Source organism: Pseudomonas sp. R1-7 (genome assembly GCF_051132105.1).
Lineage (GTDB): Bacteria > Pseudomonadota > Gammaproteobacteria > Pseudomonadales > Pseudomonadaceae > Aquipseudomonas.
Genome location: NZ_CP071661.1, coordinates 1,227,083 through 1,244,601 on the forward strand (window position 1 = coordinate 1,227,083; position 17,519 = coordinate 1,244,601).

A 17,519-nucleotide genomic window follows, 5' to 3' on the forward strand; every position below is an offset into this window, starting at 1 on the left:
TCGACTTAAAGACCAACGGCCATGGCTTTGTCGATCAGCCAGTTCAGGCTTGGGCCACGATCGCTGACAACTTCCACCGGACGGCCGGCCAATGCGCTGTCGAGGGCTTCGTCAGGCTGGATCAGCACGCGGATATCGGAAGACAGGTCGGCGCTTTTCAGACTGGTGCTGCTGACGATCTTGCCGGTGCGGGTGGAGTCTTCGCCGGCCACCTGGAAGCTGACCGGTGTACCTGGACGCACGTCGCCGAACTGACGATAGGAGAAGCGCGCTTCGACGTTGGCTTCGGCGCCGCGTGGAACCAGTTGGAAGATCACGTCGCCCTTGCTCGCGTATTGGCCGTTGGAAACCAGTTGCTGGGCCACGATGCAATCGCATGGCGAGGTCAGGGTGCCGGTCATTTGCTTGCCGAACAGTTCTTCAACCTTGGCCGGCTGCAGCTGGTTGTCGTCCAGGTGACCCTTGAGCACGTCCAGCATGCTGGTGCTGAAAGTCGCCAGCGGAGCGCCCTTGGCGGCCAGGCCGTCGGCCTTGACCAGGCTCTGCACGGTGCCGTCGCGCGGCATGGTGATGGCCATGCCCGGTACGTTGACGATACCGGCCTGGGCGTGGCTGACGAAGTACATGCCGTACACCGACTTGAAGATGAAACCGAACGCCGCCAGGCCGACAACGAAGATGCCCAGGCTGAAGGTCACGGCGCGCAGGCGGCCAAAGGCGCTCATGCCGCCGTTGTCGTCTTTCTGCTTGCGGGCCTTGGTGAAGTTGTCGCGCTGCAGGGTCGCCAGCACGTCGCCGACGCCGACGATGTCGCCGGCCAGGTGCGAGGTGATGATGTGGCGCAGTGTCGAAATGTCACGCGGCTCCAGGTTCTGGAACTGGCAACCGGTACGGCCGGTCTGGCGGTCGTAGGAGCGGATCTGCAATTCCACGTCCATGGCCAGGCCGAGGTTGTCGATCACGAACTGCAGGCGAGCCTTGTAGGTCTCGCCAACCTTGAGCGGCAGTTGGCCGGCGTTGAAGCACAGCCCACCGGCGGACAGGTCCAGGACCTTGACTTCCATGGGCGTACGATCAGGGCCGAAGAAGCGCAACTTGGCCGGGATTTTGACCCGGGCGTGTTGGCGTTGGGCTTCGGATTCATGCACTACGTTGACATTCACGGCGGTGTTCATAGGGGCGATTTCCTAGTTAATTCATTCAAGTCCGGTCAGACCATCGTCAGCAGCACGGCGACAAAAATGCTGCCGGCGGAGAAGGTCATGGTCCGAGACGACCAAGTGTTGAACCAACGTTGAAAGCTGGCGAGATCACGGGTCAGGTGGGTGGGCTGGCGGGTCCAGGATTGTTGATCGAGACGGAAGAACACGTAGATCTTCACCAGCGCGCCGACGATCTGGTTGTAATAGAGAATCGCCGGGTAGGCCGGGCCGATCCGGTGTCCGGAGCACGACAGCAGCAGGGTCAGGAGCAACCGCGTGATGCCGATCCACAGCAGGTACACCAGGATGAACGCGGTGCCGTACTTGACGCTGGCAATGATCGCCACGGTCAAGCCCAGCAGCGAGGTCCACATCGACACGCGCTGATCGAACAGCACAACGGAAGTGAACAGGCCCAGACGCCGCAGACCCAGGCCCAGGGCCCGGGAGTTCTGCCGCAGGTTGTTGCCGTACCAACGGAACATCAACTTGCGACTCGCCTTGATGAAGCTTTTTTCCGGCGGATGCTCCACCGTGTTGATGGCGGCGTCCGGCACGTAGAACGTGTCGTAGCCCAGGCGCATCAGGCTGAACCAACTCGACTTGTCGTCACCGGTGAGGAACTTGAAGCGGCCCAGGCGCCAGTGTTGCAGCGAGTCGCTTTCCACGTCGGCGATGAAGTCCGGGTTGGTAACCACGGTTGCGCGGAATACGGACATGCGTCCGGTCATGGTCAACACGCGCTTGGACAGGGCCATGGAGCACATGTTGATGTGACGCTGGGCGAAACGCAGCTTGTGCCATTCGCTCATGATGTAGCCGCCGCGTACTTCGCAGAACTCGTTGGTGGTCAGGCCGCCGACGTTGCCGAACAGTTGGAACCACGGCACGGTCTTGCGCACCACGCCCTCGGCGAGGACGGTGTCGCCATCGATCACCGCGACCACTGCGCGATCGTCCGGCAGGTGGCGGGAGATGGCGCGGAAACCGTAGGCCAGGCCGTCACGCTTGCCAGTGCCGGGGATGCGCACGAAGTCCAGCTTGACGTGTTCCGGTGGGTTCATGCGGGCCCAGAGGCTCTTGACCAGCAACTCGTCGGACATTTCCACGATGGAGCAAACCACGGTGGTGGGAAGCCCACACTGGATGGCTTCGCGAATCACCGAGCCATAGACCTGGGCGGTGGTCAGCGCGTCGATGCGGAAGCTGGTGACCATCAGGTACACATGGGACGGGTCCGCCGCCTTGCCCAACTTGCGTACCTTGCGACGCAGATGTGGGTAGACGATGTACAGGAAGATCATGCCGCGCACGAAATGCGTCGCCCCCATGGAGTAACGCCAGATACCCACGGCACCGATCAGGAAAATGAAATCCTTGGATTCGGAGTCGAACGTGGACGCGGGCAACGCCGTGGCGATGCCCATCAGTAAACTCAAGTAAAACAGCCAACCGGCGGCCTGAAGCAGGCCGTGCTTTAGCCTGTGCATAATCTGCATCCGTCTCTATCTCGGGCGGGCCTTGTGGGCGGCCCGATGGGTTAAGGCAGGCGAAAGGCCGGCCGGGACGAATCCCGGCCGGCAAACAGACTTACCAGCAGATACCTTCGGTCCGGCCATTCGGAGAGGTGGCCTTGGACATGAAGCCAACCAGGTCGATGACCTGCTTGCCTTCCGGTACGTTCTCGGTCAGCTCGCGGAACTTCTCGTCGCGGTTGCCGAGGATGATGATGTCGGAGCTGTCGATCACCGCGTCGAAGTCGGAGTTGAGCAAGGACGAGACGTGAGGGATCTTCGACTCGATGTAATCCTTGTTCGCACCGTGGACACGGGCGTATTCGACGTTGCTGTCGTAGATGCGCAGGTCGTAGCCCTTGCCGATCAGCATTTCCGCCAGTTCTACCAGTGGGCTTTCACGCAGGTCGTCGGTACCGGCCTTGAAGCTCAGGCCCAGCAGGGCGACTTTGCGCTTGTCGTGGCTGGAAACGATGTCGAACGCGTTCTGCACTTGGGATTCGTTGCTGCGCATCAGCGAGTTGAGCAGCGGCGCTTCGACGTCCAGCGAGCTTGCGCGGTAGGTCAGGGCGCGCACGTCCTTTGGCAGGCACGAACCGCCGAAGGCGAAGCCAGGGCGCATGTAGTACTGGGACAGGTTCAGCGCCTTGTCCTGGCAGACCACGTCCATCACTTCACGACCATCGACGCCGACAGCCTTGGCGATGTTGCCGATCTCGTTGGCAAACGTCACCTTGGTGGCGTGCCAGACGTTGCAGGTGTACTTGATCATCTCGGCGACGGCGATGTCCTTGCGGATGATCGGCGCATCGAGCTCTTCGTACAGCGATTGCAGGACATCGCCCGAGGCGGTGTCGAACTCGCCGATGACGGTCATTGGCGGCTGGTCGTAGTCCTTGATCGCGGTGCTTTCACGCAGGAACTCAGGGTTGACCGCGACGCCGAAATCAACGCCGGCTTTCTTGCCGGAGCAGTCTTCGAGGATCGGGATGACCACATTGGCGACGGTGCCTGGCAGTACAGTACTGCGAACCACGATGGTGTGGCGGGTGGACTTCTCGCGCAGGACAAAACCGATTTCACGGCACACTGCTTCGATGTAGTTCAGTTCCAGGTCGCCATTCTTTTTACTTGGCGTGCCAACACAAATCATGGACAGGTCAGTATCACGAATTGCTTCGGCGAAGTTGGTAGTACCCCGCAGTCGGCCGGTTTGAATGCCTTGCGCCAACAGCTCGCCAAGACCCGGTTCAACGATCGGGGATTTACCCGCGTTGATCATGTCGATTTTGTCTTTGGCGACGTCTACGCCAACTACGTCATGGCCCCGTGCAGACAGGCAACCGGCACATACTGCACCGACGTAACCCAAACCAAATATGCTAATGCGCATCGCATTTACCTCTGTTTTCACGCCATTAAATGGCCGGAGTTAATAGTGTTCAGCGGTCATCGTGCACTCGGAAGTGTGGAATGCAGGCGCCACAGTGCCGTGTGCAGGCATACAAAAGTTCCGAGTGACTAAATAATTGCACTCAAGTTGTGCGCAAAGCGGCCTAGTTGTTATGACCTGCCCTGTTATGCAGCCAGTCCTCGTTGGCGGGACGTCCGTGCAAAAGATCTTTCACTTCAGACTCCTGGCAAAAAGCCCACAAAATCAGAAGCTTGTGTGCTCGGGTGAGCACGTTAATAGGGGCGCAGCCTTGGCCTTGTAGGGGATAGTAATGGTGCGTTATCTCCCGTCCTTTTAGGGTGGATCCAATTAGACGACCGTTTCGCTAAGTTGTCGTTACAACTCGGTTACTTCGGACGACGTGCTATGTAAGTTATCTCGTACACGCTCGGCGAGAATCGTTACGGGTGGTATGAGCCGTGCAATTTCACATAGTTCCGATCCGCTCATCGCCATTTTCGAAATTTTTCGAAATATCTGCCTAGATGGCACTGCCCTCATAGTGATAGCACTTTCGATTTTGGCCTTTAGTTTCGGGGAGTTGAGGAGGGTGGATAGTTTTGTGCCACTACTGATGAAAAATTTCCGTGCCACTACGGAAAAATCTGACATTTGTCGAGTGAAAGAAAAGTTAGCGCGGAGGGTGTTTGTTTTATTGACGCCAAGAAAGTGGCAAATCGAGTGGGGAACTGGGATGACATTTAACGAAGTGATCGAGGCCCCTTATCGGGGCCTGAAAAAAGCGTTGCGTTATTGCGGGGCGTGGTCGCGCAAGAAGACCAGTTTTTCCGGCGAGGATTGTTCGGGGTTGTAGCGATAACCCTGCACATCGAATGCCTTGAGTGCCGCAGGGTCATCGATGCGCTGCTCAATCACGAATCGGCTCATCAGGCCCCGGGCTTTTTTCGCATGGAAACTGATGATCTTGTACTGGCCGTTCTTGAGGTCCCTGAATTCGGTATCGATCACGCGTGCTTTCAGTGCACTGCGTTTCACTGCCGAAAAGTATTCGTTGGAAGCCAGGTTCAACAATACGTCGTCACCCTGTTCGGCCAGGGCTTCGTTCAACCATTCGCTGATACGGGTGCCCCAGAAGGCATAAAGGTCCTTGCCCCGGGCGTTGGCCAGCTTCGTGCCCATTTCCAGGCGATACGGCTGCATCAGGTCCAGTGGGCGCAGCAGGCCATACAAGCCTGACAGCATGCGCAGGTGCTGCTGGGCGTAATCGAAATCGGCTTCACCGAGGCTTTGCGCGTCGAGGCCGGTATAAACGTCGCCCTTGAAGGCGAGCAACGCCTGTTTGGCGTTGGCTGGGGTGAACGCCGGGTTCCAACTGCCAAACCGCGCGGCGTTGAGGCCGCCGATCTTGTCCGAAACGTGCATCAGTTCGCTGATCTGGGCCGGCGACAGTTCACGCAGTTGCTCGACCAGTTCCTGGGAGTGGTCCAGGTATTGCGGCAGGGTGAAGCGCTCGATGGCCGGCGGTGTTTCGAAATCGAGGGTCTTGGCGGGGGAAATCACCATCAGCATGCAAACGTCTCCTTTGAGGGTGCGGCGATTCTAGGGGGTTGTACGGGTGGACTCCAGCTATTGGGTTGATAGGGGATGGATGGTGGGCTGGATTGAAATGGAGGGGAGCTCCCTCGCCACAAAGGCAGGTTCGCCAAGAAGGATCAGCTATCATGCCGCGCGGGTTTCGTTATGGAGACATCCCCTTTGCGTATCGTCCTTCTACTGTCGGCCTGGTTGTTGAGTTTCGCTGCGGTCGCCGCACCCAACGATGTCGCCACCCTGGACCGCAGCACCTGGCCTGAGCAACTCGATAATCCGACGCTGTTCGATGTCGCCTCGCGCGCCGAAATCCTGATGTTTGCCCGGGTGTTGCTTGACGTCGACGCCATGGATGAAGTGGCGCTCAAGCAGTACCTTGGGCTGCGCTCGGTCAATATGGCGGCGGTCGACGCGCTGCGCGCACGGCTTTGGCAACGCCTGCTATCGAGCTACAACTTCGCCCAGCGAAGCTGCGAACTGGATGCCTCCTTCTGCTATCTGGTCGAAGACATGGGGACTTTGAAGGAGGAGGCGGGCAGGTTCCAGCTCGATGACAACTCGTATTACGTCAAGTGGGCCGAGCCGAGCCGGATCTTCCATACCCACTATCGGGATGAACTGTTGCGCAAGGCGGCGCTGTTCCCTCAGGTCAGCAGTGAAGTCGAGCGTTTTGGCGAATACGAGCGCAACGGCGAGCAGATGAACGACCGGCTGTTTTTGCTGACCTTCGACAGCGGCGCCAATGTCGCGCCGGATAACACCCCGTGGCTGACTGATTACCTGCGTAAATCGAACATGAACGGTACGTTCTTCGTGCTGGGCAAGGACATCCAGGCGCGTCTTGCGGATCGCTCGGTCAACGATCTCCAGGCCCTGTATTCGCGGCAATGCGTCGGCGTGCAGGGCTGGGAGTTTCGCTCCCACAGTTTCTGGCAGGATTGGCAGGACTCGGTGCGGCGCAGTGTCGATCTGGTCAAGGGCAAGCTGCCGGAGAACTTCGTGCCGCTGTTCCGCCCGCCCCAAGGCCAACGCCGGGGCGATGCGCAATCGTTTTTCCGGAACCAGGGGCTGCAAGTGGCGCTCTGGGATATCGATCCCCAGGACAGCACCAACCGCCTCAAGCCCGAGCAGAGCGCCCAGCGAGCACTGACCCTGATGCTGTTGTGGCGCCATGGCGTGATCAACTTCAACGCCAAGCAGGACGCAGTGAAAACGGCGCTGCCCTGGCTCATTGCGCAAACGGCACAAAGCGGGATTGGTTGGGAAGATTGTCAGGACGCGTTTCGCTGAGGGACGAAGGTCCCGGAAACATTAGGCAGGACGGGTTTTCTGGCACGCATTCGGTGCGACCCGACTTCCGACTTTAACGGTGCAACAGCGGTACGCCAAGGGTTATTCGTCACTCTGAAAAATAAACTTCAAAAAAGCGTCAAAGTACTTTTTCCTGTCATGTGTTTTGGAGTATCAAGAAGTCAGACCGCCGAAACCTGCAACACAGGTGGCGTCTTCCAAGACCCAGTTTGTGTGCAGTTCACCCGAATCGTCGCGGGTGAATTCGGTGGCTACCTCGAGGCGCAGCACTGTCACGGTATTGCGTCGAATGGCCCCCACAAAGGTGACCGAGTATGGATGACCACGGACGTAGCCCTTCCTCCAACCAGCCAATCCTGTATGTACTCGATACCAACGTATTGATCCACGATCCAAACGCGCTGTTGAACTTCGAAGAACACCACGTTGCCCTCCCGATGACCGTCCTTGAAGAGCTGGACAAGCTCAAGAGCGGGCATCACAGCGTGGCGGCCGAATGTCGCCAGGCGATCCGCCTGATCGACAAGACCCTGGGGGACGCCTCTCCCGAAGACGTCGAGCTGGGCGTGCCGATCCAGCGCGGCAAAAGCGGTCCCAAGGGCTTGCTCTCGATCCTGATGAGCAAGCGCACCGAGCCCAACCTGGTACTGCCCGAACACCTGAACGACAACATCATCATCAACCAATTGATCGACCTGCACGCGCGCAACAAGGACCAAGCCGTGGTGCTGGTGACCAAAGACATCAACATGCGGCTCAAGGCCCGCGCCTGCGGGATAGCGGCCGAGGACTACAGCACCGACCAACTGGTCGACGACGTGTCGCTGCTGCCCAACGGCTATCACACGATGACCGGCTCCTTCTGGGACCGCGTGAGCAAGGTCGAAACCCGTCAGGACCACGGTCGCACCTGGCACCAGGTGCAACTGATCGACAACCTGCCGGCCGTGCACATCAATGAGTTCATCATCGACGAACAAGGCTTCGTCGGCTGGATCAAGGAAATCCAGGTCGACAAACTGCTGATTCTCGACCTGCATCAGGAACCCCTGTTGCATCAAGAGGCGTGGGGCCTCAAGCCTCGTGACATCTACCAGAGCCTGGCGCTGTTCGCCTTGCTCGATCCGGATATCCACCTGGTCAATCTGTCCGGCGCCGCCGGTTCCGGCAAGACCATCCTGGCCCTGGCCGCCGCCATCGAGCAGACCATGGTCAGCAAACGCTACCGGCGCATCATCGCTACCCGCAGCGTGCAGGGCCTGGACCAGGAAATCGGCTTCCTGCCCGGCACCGAAGCGGAAAAAATGGAGCCGTGGCTGGGCGCCATCACCGACAACCTCGAGGCCTTGCACATGGATGACGAAAGCACCCATGGCAGCGTCGACTACATCCTCAGCAAAGTGCCGTTGCAGTTCAAATCCCTCAACTACATCCGAGGCCGCAGCTTCCAGCAGAGCCTGATCCTGATCGATGAATGCCAGAACCTGACCCCGCACCAGATGAAAACCATCATCACCCGTGCCGGCGCCGGTTCCAAAGTGGTGTGCCTGGGTAACCTGGCACAGATCGACACCCCTTACCTGTCCGCGACCAGCTCCGGGCTGACCTACCTGACCGAACGCTTCAAGGACTTCCCCAACGGCGTCCACATCACCCTGCAGGGCGTACCGCGCTCGATCCTGGCCGAATACGCCGAATCTCACCTGTAACTCCAGCCAAGCCTGGGCGGCCTATGGCTGCCCAGGTTTTTTATTGGATTATTCAATTGGTTATCGATATCAGCTGTTGTCGGACCATGATCGGCGCGCAGGTGCTATGCGGAAAACTTATTCATTGGAAATGCGACGTGCTTCTAAAGAAAAATCATTGCGATAATTAAAATGTAGTAATGCGCCGGAAAAAATTGCGGCACCTCCCGATAAAACAAATACGCCACTGATGGATACTAAGGTTGATAACCAAGCACCAAAAATCGGCCCCGCGATCATGAAGGACAATATTAAACTTCGTGTGGTTGCCGAAATTGTACCCAGATTAGACACTGGGCAATATCTTTGCAAGGTCAGACCAAACCCTAGTGACGTCAGCCCATACGCAAAGCCTGCAAGGAAAAAAATAAATACTAAAATGGAGAGTGATGAAAAATTGTCGAGTACTGGAACTAATCCCGCTATGACTATCATTAGGCCAAATATAAAAAGGGAGAAGGTAGAACATAAAACTATTCTGCTGGGATAAATTGATTTGAAGCATAAGCCGGAGAAAATCCCGCCTAAAGCCGTACAGCTGACAATTATCCCAAATATATATGCATCAAATCCTATGTCCCTCAGAAAGATACTCAGTAACGAATCGTAGGTCCCTAGTACGGCAGACTGGACCAGTACGCAGATAAAAAATAGTTGAGCGGAAGGGCCGCTTCGTAATAGTATTTTTAGCGCTTCAAAGCTTCCGAAAGAACGCTTTTCAATGCCATTTATTTTTGTTTTCCCACAGCTCAGAGAGAGCATAACTACAAAAAATATCCCAGAAAATGAAAAGGTGGCAGAGATTAAAAAACCGTGTGCTTTGTCAGCCATACTCGCAATGATGCCTGCTGCGAGAGGTGAGCATACCTTGATGAATTGGTCCATTATAGTTATCAGGGATATATTATTGACGAGATCCTTGTCGCTTAGAAGTTTCCTGGTTAAAATTATTTCTGCCGCGCCGGAGCCTAGGTTGGATATTCCTTTTAAGCAAACCAGAGCCAGGAAATAAGCTTCAGAGCTTGCCCCGAACAATAGGCAGGCGACGATGAGCCGAATTGAGAAGCTGATTGTCAAAAAACTGAGGGGGTTCATGCGATCAGCCAGCGCTCCAAAAAATGGGCCTAACAGCAGGGCGGGAAGTCCATACAGTGCTGCTGCGTACCCCAATGTTTGTGGGGACGCATCGAACCCAAATGTAAGCATTGTAAAAATTAGAACGAAGTCTACCCAAAGCGTGATAGAACTGCTGAGCCGTATTCCACACAAATAGCCATATCCTTCTACCTTTGGGATATTCACACTTCTGTCCTGTTTCTGAGGTGCATTGTTTGATTGACCACAAACATAGATATTTTGTTTTGCAGGCAGAATAGTTCAAGGTCTGTTGATGCGTTAATAAAGCCTCTTCCTTTGACATTAAGCGAAGTGTTGCAAAGTACGCTGACTCCCGATAGTTTCTTGAATTCTGACAATAAATTAAACATGTGTATGTTGTCTTGGGCGCTGACGGTCTGAACCCTGGCGGTACCATCGATATGAGTGATAGCATTAAGTCGATTATCAATGACCTTGTGAAAGGACAACATAAATTTACTTTCAGTGCAATTTTCGAAATAAAGCTTGGCATCGTCCGCTATGCAAATTGGAGCGACGGGACGAAAGTGCTCTCTTCGCTTTATTTTATTTAGTTTTTCCGTTGTGCTTGCTGAGAAAGGTGCAGCGATAATTGATCGATTTCCCAGCGCCCGTGGGCCAATTTCACAGTTTCCCTGAATCCAGCAAACAATTTCGCCTGCCATAAGTGCGTCGCAGATTTCTCTCAGAACTAAGGGGCTTTTCTTAAATTCAGATTTAGCCATGTCTTCCATAATGAAAGGTTGTCCTGAGTAGACTGACCATCGAAGTGCCGCTTTACCCGTCAATCTCTTCTGTGCTATCGCAGAGGCGCCAATGCCGACACCAGTATCATTGGTGCAAGGAGGTATAAAAACATCTTCGAATAATCCGGATGCCTCCCATTTTTTATTCCATTCACAGTTCAAGCCGCACCCGCCGGATATTAGTAGTGGGAGTTTTTCAGTAATGTGTGAAGATATAAAATCCAAAAAGATATTAAAGATACGATTTGATAGGTTTTTTGCTAGATTGCAAAATTTTTCTGAGTCCACACCTATGTTGTAGTAACCGTTGTTAATTAAGTCTGCTTTGTTTAGGGTGTCGATAGCTGATTCGCAATTTATTATATAGTCTATGATTTTTGACTCATGTATGTCAGGTTCTCCACCCTTTCCAAACGCAGCAAGGGCCATCATTTTTCCCGCGTCACCTAGCCTGCAATACCCTTTCTTTAAATTAAAGCTTGGATCAGCCACGCCATAAGCAAATGCATATCGAAGTCCCGGTCCTTGCATAATTTCACCGATTAATTCAATTTCGGCATCTGGCGTTATCTTATAAAAACTTCCTATAAATCCCTCCCAAAGTAATACGTAGCAGGATTTTTCATCTGCATAAGGAGAAAGAGAATAAGAAGCCATGATGTGGGATATTTCGTGGCTGCAGTTTATCCACTCTATATTTCTATCGCCCAAGCGGCAAAGGCTTCTCTCGGTATTTAACCCAAGATACCCGCCCTCAGTTGGTTTGTTCCGAGGATCCATACCTTCGGCCCATCCGCTTACTGCAATCGCATCGAGGCCGGGAAGATGTTGAATGACGTTAGTTAATGCAGAACTCAAGGTCAGAGAAGCGTATCTCAATCCGCTATTTTTTTCTGCTTCATAGCTGAAGATCAATGTTCCATTCTCGATCAAACAAATATGGCCGTCATGGCCAGTATTGATGCCTACTATTTTCATGATTGCTCCCTTTTGGGCTTTAACCAAAATAAATACATTTCGCTGAAAAAATTCGGATTTGAATGTTCAAATACACTCCAGAATTTAAAAAAATCTTCTGTATTTGAATGGCTTCCGAAGTGCCTAAAATTCGGAGAACCCTCCTGGCCAGCTCTTTCGAATCCGGAAAATTCACATTTCAGCGTTTGTGTAAATTTGTGAATTTCATCTGGAGTGAAGGTTGTTTCGGACGGATTGAAAAGTAGATCCATACATCCGTGTCTACTATAAAAGTCTGGCGAATTGACGATCTCACCTATCCTTCCATAATGGCGGCTATTAATTGCTAGCGTTCGTATTTTTTCTAGGTTATCAGGAATGTATAAAATGTTTTTCTCCGCCGCCAAACCTGCCAGCTCTTTTATTGGCGCGCGTGCGAATGTGCTGTAAAGACCTATCTTTGCGATCCCACCCTCGCAAAGAGATGAAATAATCGATTGACCTCCTTTCGAAGGGTTTTGCAGATGGTGTAACACTCCAATGCATTCGATAAGTGAAAATTTTACGCCTAAAGAGTCGATGTCATTCAGGTCGCCATGAACGAATTCTAAATTTTTTAGCTCATATTCATTTTTTTTTAGATTGGCATACTCCAAACTCTTTTCGCTGATGTCGAGTCCTATGATATCTGCGTGCGGATAAGTTAAACAAAGCTGAATGGCATGCCTTCCTGTTCCGCAGCCTGCAACGAGTATTCTTTCTTTTTTAACTGGTGGGGGAGATAAATTTAGGCGTCTGAAGTATTCAGTCAATGTTGATGGGGAGCTTTGGGGTTTTGATGTCCACACTGGATATGGATGGAATTTGTAAAATGTTCGAATGAGGTCTTTTTGTTTGGGTGGTTTTAGGGTTGATGTTGAATTTTGATGCGTTTTACTATTGTTCAGAAGAATGCGATTAAAAATTCTGATGTGGTTTTTTTTTGTGTATGAGCTAATTATTTTTTTTGCGTCCATCTGGACGATGGAGGGTAGTTTCGGAAGCTTGCTCTTTAAGTTTTCAAGGTCTGTCAATTCTTCATTTGCCGCTGAATAGATGAAGCCGTTCAAGATGCATTGGTTGGTAAGCGCTGTGAGAAATGCTGTATGGGTTTCGGCGTAGCTATCACTTGATAGGGCGCGTATAAGATGTTTTCTTATGTCTAAAATCAAATGTTCTATGGTGTGGTTGGTGATTAAGTGATTGCTGAGAATGGTTAGGGTCAACGGATCTGTTTCGATTATTTCAAGTGTTTTGTTTATATTTTTGTATTTTTGTTCCGATGATGATTTAAGTTTGAACGCTAGCTGGCATAGGTATAGATGTGCTGCTGCATCTTTATCAACGTCGGTGACGCTAAGGAGTAGTTTTAAATTTGAGAAAATTCCGGAGTCAAATACAGGGATGTGTACTCTTTGAAGTAAATTGAAGTACTTAAGCGCAATTCGGTGTTCTACGAATCCTTGGATGTTTGCGGCTGATTGGTATGTCCACAGAGCTGCGTTAAAATTTTCATTTCTTTCTTGTAGTGCTGCTAAATTTTGCAGGTACTTAAGTTTGTCAGTAGGTATTGTCTCTGACTGTTTACAAGCCTGCTTGTAGAGTTTTTCGGCCTTGTTGTATTCGCCTAGTTCTTCGGATAGTACAGCAAGATTGTTCAATGATTTTACATTGTTTGGATAGGATTCTAAGCTGAGCCCGTATAGGTGTAATGCTTCTTTGTAGTTTTTTTCCTTGAAGCATATATCAGCCATTTTTCTATTTTGTTCGGAAAGTTTTCTATCGCCTGCTGAATTGTTGTGCATATGCGAGCCTGATGATTATGTTTTTATGGGGAAGTTGCTTTCAAAAGCTTTACAACTCCTGGGCTCAAGGGGTCCATTGGGCCGTGCCCCCCTGCTAGAACAAACATGGAATGCTCTTTGTGCCCATCTACTTTAATCAGGTCATTCAATAAGTCATCTATGAAATAACCGGTAAGCCATGTATTCAGCTTGTGTGCTGTTGCCACTAGGCTGAATGTTTGGGATAAATGCCCCACATCCATTAAGGCCGAGCGGTAAGCTCGTGAGTGTGGGTATTTCCACCAAAGCTTGTCGAAGCGTGAACTCAGCACAATCAGAAAGCTTGCATCCAATGCAAAGCTTTGATGACACAAAATTTGGGAAAGATCAGGGTCTATTCCATCTTTCAGTTTGGTCAATATATGTTGATGGGACCTATAGTGATAAATACCGCGCTCTAAATTGTTAACGTTTAACGCTATCAGATACGCTTCTGTTGCTTGTAAGCATCCCGCGCTGGGGGAGGATCTACGGTAGCCAACTGTAAGGATTCCGCGTTTTGCAAGTTTGGTTTTATGTGAGTCTCCATGAATTTTTCCGAAGGTGGTGAATAATATATCTGACACAGACTCTAGTGGGACAGGGTCCTTGTTGAAGTTGCGACTTGTCGTTCTGTTCCATAGAGCTTTTCTTAAACTATAGTTTTCTGTTGCTTTGCTGTTGTAGGAAGGAAGCGGTATTTGCGTTCCTTCTCGCTCTATGTCGAGGGTTGGGGTGTTTTCAACGATGCTTTTACAGAAGTCTAGATAGCCGATTTCTTCGTTGATTTCACTGGTTTTTAGTTTTCTAGGGAAGTTATGTTTACTTCCAAGATGAAATATTTTTGAGATTGGATCCCATCCCCATGGACCATTCAGTTTTTTATTTTTTAAGTATTCTTCAGCCTTTCTGTTTGTTAGTATATTCCTGCCTCAATCAGTATGTCGTCTTCGTCTTTCGGTGTGTATTGGCTTTGGCTCAGTTCGTGTAGCTCAAAAATTCGGTCCAAATAACGTTTTTCGAATATTTCGTATTGCTCACCTGTTTCCAAATTCCATAGCCCGAAGACACCTTCATATAGCGTAATCGTAATGTTTTCATTAACTGCAAAATAGGGCATTGTAAGTGCTCCAAATTGATATGCCAGACGGGCTGGCTCGCCCGTCTGGCGTTTAGACTTATTTAATCAGCCAGTTTTGATTCACGCTTCGCAGGCGTGATGAGGATGTTGTACGCATTGTTGGAGAGAGCGGTCAGTCGAGTTTGCAGATTTACCTTACGCATAGTGAAAACCTCTTGTTTTAGGATTCGAAGCCGTATGGCCTCGCTAATTAAATTAGGCGCCTTAGGCGTGCGGAACAATAGTTTTGATGTAGGAATTATCTCTGGTTGTGAGTCTAAAAGTCTTACATGAAGCTCCTACATGCGTTCGGTATATTTAGAATAATCAAATGGTTGTAGCGGCGATGGCTTGCCGCCGAAATATCACGGTGCTCTTGAAAGCATGGGTTTGGTTACATTACGTTACTTGTTTCTTTGGAGGGGATGTATGTAATAGAGTATGCAGTCCAGATTCTCTAGATGTTATAGTTTTTGGCAATGGATACTCTGGTAGTGGACTTAGTTCAACGATTCAATTTTCGCCGAATATGCCGAATTTATCCGTGAGCGACCATCGGAGCTGGGTGACTTCACCGTTGCCCGGTTTTTTCCCCACATGAAATTTACATTACCTCCAAACCCAAGATGAAAGCAGGTGCGACAATCAGCCCTGCCGGAATCTGACCCACGGGTTTACAATCCCTGCTCCTGATCAGGAGTAACCCTGTGCTGACTCATCTCGATTCCCAAGGTCGCGCCAATATGGTCGACGTGACCGACAAGGCCGTGACCTTCCGTGAAGCCACCGCCGAAGCCTTTGTACGCATGCTGCCCGACACCCTGCAAATGATCGTCAGTGGCGGCCACCCCAAGGGCGATGTGTTTGCCGTTGCCCGGATTGCCGGTATTCAGGCCGCCAAGAAAACCAGTGACCTGATTCCGCTCTGCCACCCGTTGATGCTCACCAGCGTCAAGGTCGAGCTCACTGCCGAAGGCGAGGACCGGGTGCGCATCGTCGCCCGCTGCAAGCTGTCGGGGCAGACCGGCGTGGAAATGGAAGCGCTCACCGCCGCCAGCGTCGCCGCGCTGACCATCTATGACATGTGCAAGGCCGTCGACCGTGGCATGACCATCGAAGGCGTGCGGGTGCTGGAAAAACTCGGCGGCAAGAGCGGCCATTTCCAGGCGGACGCGCCATGAACATCACCGTGAAGTTCTTTGCTCGCTACCGTGAAGCGCTTGGCGTGGATTCGCTCAAGGTGCAAGGCGATTTCGCCACAGTCGACGATGTGCGCGCGCTGCTCGCCCAGCGGGACGATGCCGAGGTGCTGAAGGAGCAAAACCTGATGTGTGCGCGCAACGAGGATCTGTGCCAGCTCGACGAACCATTGGCAGACGGTGACGAAGTCGCGTTCTTCCCCACCGTGACCGGAGGCTGAACCATGGCCATTCGTGTGCAGGTCGAGCCGTTCGATCCGGGTGTTGAAGTTAACGCGATGCACGCGGCCAACGTCGGCGTGGGGGCGGTGGTGAGTTTTGTCGGCTACGTGCGCGACTTCAATGACGGTCTCGATGTGTCGGGGATGTTCCTGGAGCATTACCCGGGCATGACCGAAAAAGCCCTGGGCAAGATCGCCACCGAGGCCGAGCAGCGCTGGCCGTTGCTCAAGCTGGAGGTGTTGCACCGTATTGGCGCCCTCGAGCCGGGTGAGCCCATCGTTTTTGTCGGCGCTGCCAGTGCCCATCGCCAGGCAGCATTTGACGCCTGCGCCTTTGTCATGGACTACCTCAAGACCCGTGCGCCGTTCTGGAAAAAGGAAAACACCGTCGACGGCCCGCGCTGGGTGGAAGGGCGGGACAGTGATCATGCGGCGGCGGATCGCTGGAAGCAGTAGGCAATCTGTTGTTTTTTTCGCAAGCCATAAGTCGCCATCGCGAGCAAGCTCGCTCCCACACTGGATCTTTGTTGTACACAAGTCCCTTGTGGGAGCGAGCTTGCTCGCGATGAGGCCTGCAGCCTCCCATCACTTTCCCCTGTTTACCCAATTGACGATGTGTACATTAGAGTCCAGTATGGATTTATAAGTACATAATCAGTCGCGCCTAACTTTCTCTGCCAAACCAACAACAACCCGCGAGAGATCGAACATGAAGAAACTCCCCCTCATCACCGGCCTGGCCTTGAGCCTGCTAGCCTCCAGCAGCCTGTTCGCCGCTGAGAAAACCCTGCGCATCGGCATCGAGGCGGCTTATCCACCGTTCGCCTCCAAGACCTCGGAAGGAAAAATCGAGGGGTTTGACTACGACATCGGCAATGCCCTCTGCGCGCAGATGCAGGTCAAATGCGAGTGGATCGAGGGTGAGTTCGACGGGCTGATCCCGTCGCTCAAGGTGAAGAAGATCGACCTGGCGCTGTCATCCATGACCATCACCGAAGAGCGCAAGAAGTCGGTGGATTTCACCCACAAGTACTATTTCACATCGTCGCGGCTGGTAATGAAGGAAGGCGCTGTAGTCGATGACCAATACGCCAGCCTCAAGGGCAAGACTGTCGGCGTGCAGCGGGCCACCACCACGGATCGTTTCGCCACGGAAGTCTTCGAGCCGAAAGGCGTGACGGTCAAGCGCTACAGCAACAACGAGGAAATCTACATGGATCTGGCTTCAGGTCGCCTGGATGCGATTTTTGCCGACACGATCCCGCTGGAAGATTTTCTGTCGATGCCTCGCGGCAAGGGCTACGCATTTGTCGGGCCGGAGCTCAAGGATCCGAAATACGTCGGTGAGGGCGCCGGGATTGCGGTGCGCAAGGGCAATACCGAACTGGTGGCGGATCTGAACAAGGCCATCGATGGAATTCGGGCCAATGGCGAGTATCAGAGGATCCAGGCCAAGTATTTCAAGTCGGATATCTACGGCGACTGATCAATTGCTATC

Annotated in this window: 15 protein-coding genes; 6 read left to right on the plus strand and 9 right to left on the minus strand. The window is 52.6% G+C overall.

What is annotated here, in order from left to right; all coding sequences use genetic code 11:
- Positions 1-5: 5 nt before the first annotated feature.
- From J3P79_RS05405 to yaaA, 4 genes are all read right to left on the minus strand, one after another.
- Complete coding sequence (locus tag J3P79_RS05405; protein WP_434608764.1) at positions 6-1,175, minus strand: HlyD family efflux transporter periplasmic adaptor subunit; 1,170 nt, start codon at positions 1,173-1,175, stop codon at positions 6-8.
- Between the two features lie 35 nt (positions 1,176-1,210).
- Complete coding sequence (gene alg8 / locus J3P79_RS05410; RefSeq protein ID WP_434608765.1) at positions 1,211-2,692, minus strand: mannuronan synthase; 1,482 nt, start codon at positions 2,690-2,692, stop codon at positions 1,211-1,213.
- A gap of 100 nt (positions 2,693-2,792) precedes the next feature.
- Entirely contained in the window at positions 2,793-4,109 is a 1,317-nt protein-coding gene (locus tag J3P79_RS05415; protein ID WP_434608766.1) for a nucleotide sugar dehydrogenase, read from the minus strand.
- A gap of 810 nt (positions 4,110-4,919) precedes the next feature.
- Positions 4,920-5,699: a peroxide stress protein YaaA gene (gene yaaA / locus J3P79_RS05420; protein ID WP_434608768.1), complete on the minus strand. Its 780-nt coding sequence runs from the start codon at positions 5,697-5,699 to the stop codon at positions 4,920-4,922.
- Between the two features lie 186 nt (positions 5,700-5,885).
- On the opposite strand from yaaA, the gene J3P79_RS05425 reads away from it, so the two are divergent.
- Both J3P79_RS05425 and J3P79_RS05430 read left to right on the plus strand, forming a co-directional pair.
- Positions 5,886-7,010, plus strand: coding sequence for a polysaccharide deacetylase family protein (locus J3P79_RS05425; protein ID WP_434608770.1), 1,125 nt, complete (start codon positions 5,886-5,888; stop codon positions 7,008-7,010).
- Positions 7,011-7,345: 335 nt separating this feature from the next.
- Positions 7,346-8,740 (plus strand): PhoH family protein, encoded by a 1,395-nt coding sequence (locus J3P79_RS05430; protein WP_030139644.1) that lies wholly within the window; start codon positions 7,346-7,348, stop codon positions 8,738-8,740.
- 117 nt (positions 8,741-8,857) lie between these two features.
- Here J3P79_RS05430 and J3P79_RS05435 read toward each other — a convergent pair whose 3' ends face one another.
- The 5 genes from J3P79_RS05435 to J3P79_RS05455 form a co-directional block, all read right to left on the minus strand.
- A complete protein-coding gene (locus J3P79_RS05435; RefSeq protein WP_434608772.1) occupies positions 8,858-10,081 on the minus strand; it encodes an MFS transporter in 1,224 nt (407 codons plus the stop codon).
- Entirely contained in the window at positions 10,078-11,640 is a 1,563-nt protein-coding gene (locus tag J3P79_RS05440) for a carbamoyltransferase C-terminal domain-containing protein (protein WP_434608774.1), read from the minus strand. Before J3P79_RS05440 ends, J3P79_RS05435 begins: the two co-directional genes overlap by 4 nt.
- The gene (locus tag J3P79_RS05445; protein ID WP_434608776.1) at positions 11,637-13,463 is read right to left on the minus strand and encodes a methyltransferase domain-containing protein; all 1,827 of its coding nucleotides are present in this window, start codon (positions 13,461-13,463) and stop codon (positions 11,637-11,639) included. The genes J3P79_RS05440 and J3P79_RS05445 overlap by 4 nt, the downstream gene beginning before the upstream one ends.
- A gap of 23 nt (positions 13,464-13,486) precedes the next feature.
- Positions 13,487-14,068: a SagB/ThcOx family dehydrogenase gene (locus tag J3P79_RS05450; protein ID WP_434608778.1), complete on the minus strand. Its 582-nt coding sequence runs from the start codon at positions 14,066-14,068 to the stop codon at positions 13,487-13,489.
- 329 nt (positions 14,069-14,397) lie between these two features.
- Positions 14,398-14,601 carry a hypothetical protein gene (locus tag J3P79_RS05455; RefSeq protein WP_434608779.1) on the minus strand — a complete coding sequence of 68 codons (204 nt, stop codon included), beginning with the start codon at positions 14,599-14,601 and terminating at the stop codon, positions 14,398-14,400.
- Between the two features lie 707 nt (positions 14,602-15,308).
- On the opposite strand from J3P79_RS05455, the gene moaC reads away from it, so the two are divergent.
- The 4 genes from moaC (at position 15,309) to J3P79_RS05475 (ending at position 17,507) form a co-directional block, all read left to right on the plus strand.
- A complete protein-coding gene (gene moaC / locus J3P79_RS05460) occupies positions 15,309-15,782 on the plus strand; it encodes a cyclic pyranopterin monophosphate synthase MoaC (protein WP_207964245.1) in 474 nt (157 codons plus the stop codon).
- Positions 15,779-16,021, plus strand: coding sequence for a molybdopterin converting factor subunit 1 (gene moaD / locus J3P79_RS05465; protein ID WP_207964244.1), 243 nt, complete (start codon positions 15,779-15,781; stop codon positions 16,019-16,021). The genes moaC and moaD overlap by 4 nt, the downstream gene beginning before the upstream one ends.
- Before the next feature lie 3 nt (positions 16,022-16,024).
- Positions 16,025-16,477 (plus strand): molybdopterin synthase catalytic subunit MoaE, encoded by a 453-nt coding sequence (gene moaE, locus J3P79_RS05470; protein ID WP_053124900.1) that lies wholly within the window; start codon positions 16,025-16,027, stop codon positions 16,475-16,477.
- 253 nt (positions 16,478-16,730) lie between these two features.
- A complete protein-coding gene (locus J3P79_RS05475) occupies positions 16,731-17,507 on the plus strand; it encodes an ABC transporter substrate-binding protein (RefSeq protein ID WP_434608782.1) in 777 nt (258 codons plus the stop codon).
- Positions 17,508-17,519: the final 12 nt, after the last annotated feature.

Excerpts from the sequence above, each read along its gene's own strand:
- J3P79_RS05405 (WP_434608764.1), bottom strand. The coding sequence starts at position 1,175 with ATGAACACCGCCGTGAATGTCAACGTAGTGCATGAATCCGAAGCCCAA.
- alg8 (WP_434608765.1), bottom strand. The coding sequence starts at position 2,692 with ATGCACAGGCTAAAGCACGGCCTGCTTCAGGCCGCCGGTTGGCTGTTT.
- J3P79_RS05415 (WP_434608766.1), bottom strand. The coding sequence starts at position 4,109 with ATGCGCATTAGCATATTTGGTTTGGGTTACGTCGGTGCAGTATGTGCC.
- yaaA (WP_434608768.1), bottom strand. The coding sequence starts at position 5,699 with ATGCTGATGGTGATTTCCCCCGCCAAGACCCTCGATTTCGAAACACCG.
- J3P79_RS05430 (WP_030139644.1), top strand. The coding sequence starts at position 7,346 with ATGGATGACCACGGACGTAGCCCTTCCTCCAACCAGCCAATCCTGTAT.
- J3P79_RS05440 (WP_434608774.1), bottom strand. The coding sequence starts at position 11,640 with ATGAAAATAGTAGGCATCAATACTGGCCATGACGGCCATATTTGTTTG.
- J3P79_RS05445 (WP_434608776.1), bottom strand. The coding sequence starts at position 13,463 with ATGCACAACAATTCAGCAGGCGATAGAAAACTTTCCGAACAAAATAGA.
- J3P79_RS05455 (WP_434608779.1), bottom strand. The coding sequence starts at position 14,601 with ATGCCCTATTTTGCAGTTAATGAAAACATTACGATTACGCTATATGAA.
- moaD (WP_207964244.1), top strand. The coding sequence starts at position 15,779 with ATGAACATCACCGTGAAGTTCTTTGCTCGCTACCGTGAAGCGCTTGGC.
- moaE (WP_053124900.1), top strand. The coding sequence starts at position 16,025 with ATGGCCATTCGTGTGCAGGTCGAGCCGTTCGATCCGGGTGTTGAAGTT.
- J3P79_RS05475 (WP_434608782.1), top strand. The coding sequence starts at position 16,731 with ATGAAGAAACTCCCCCTCATCACCGGCCTGGCCTTGAGCCTGCTAGCC.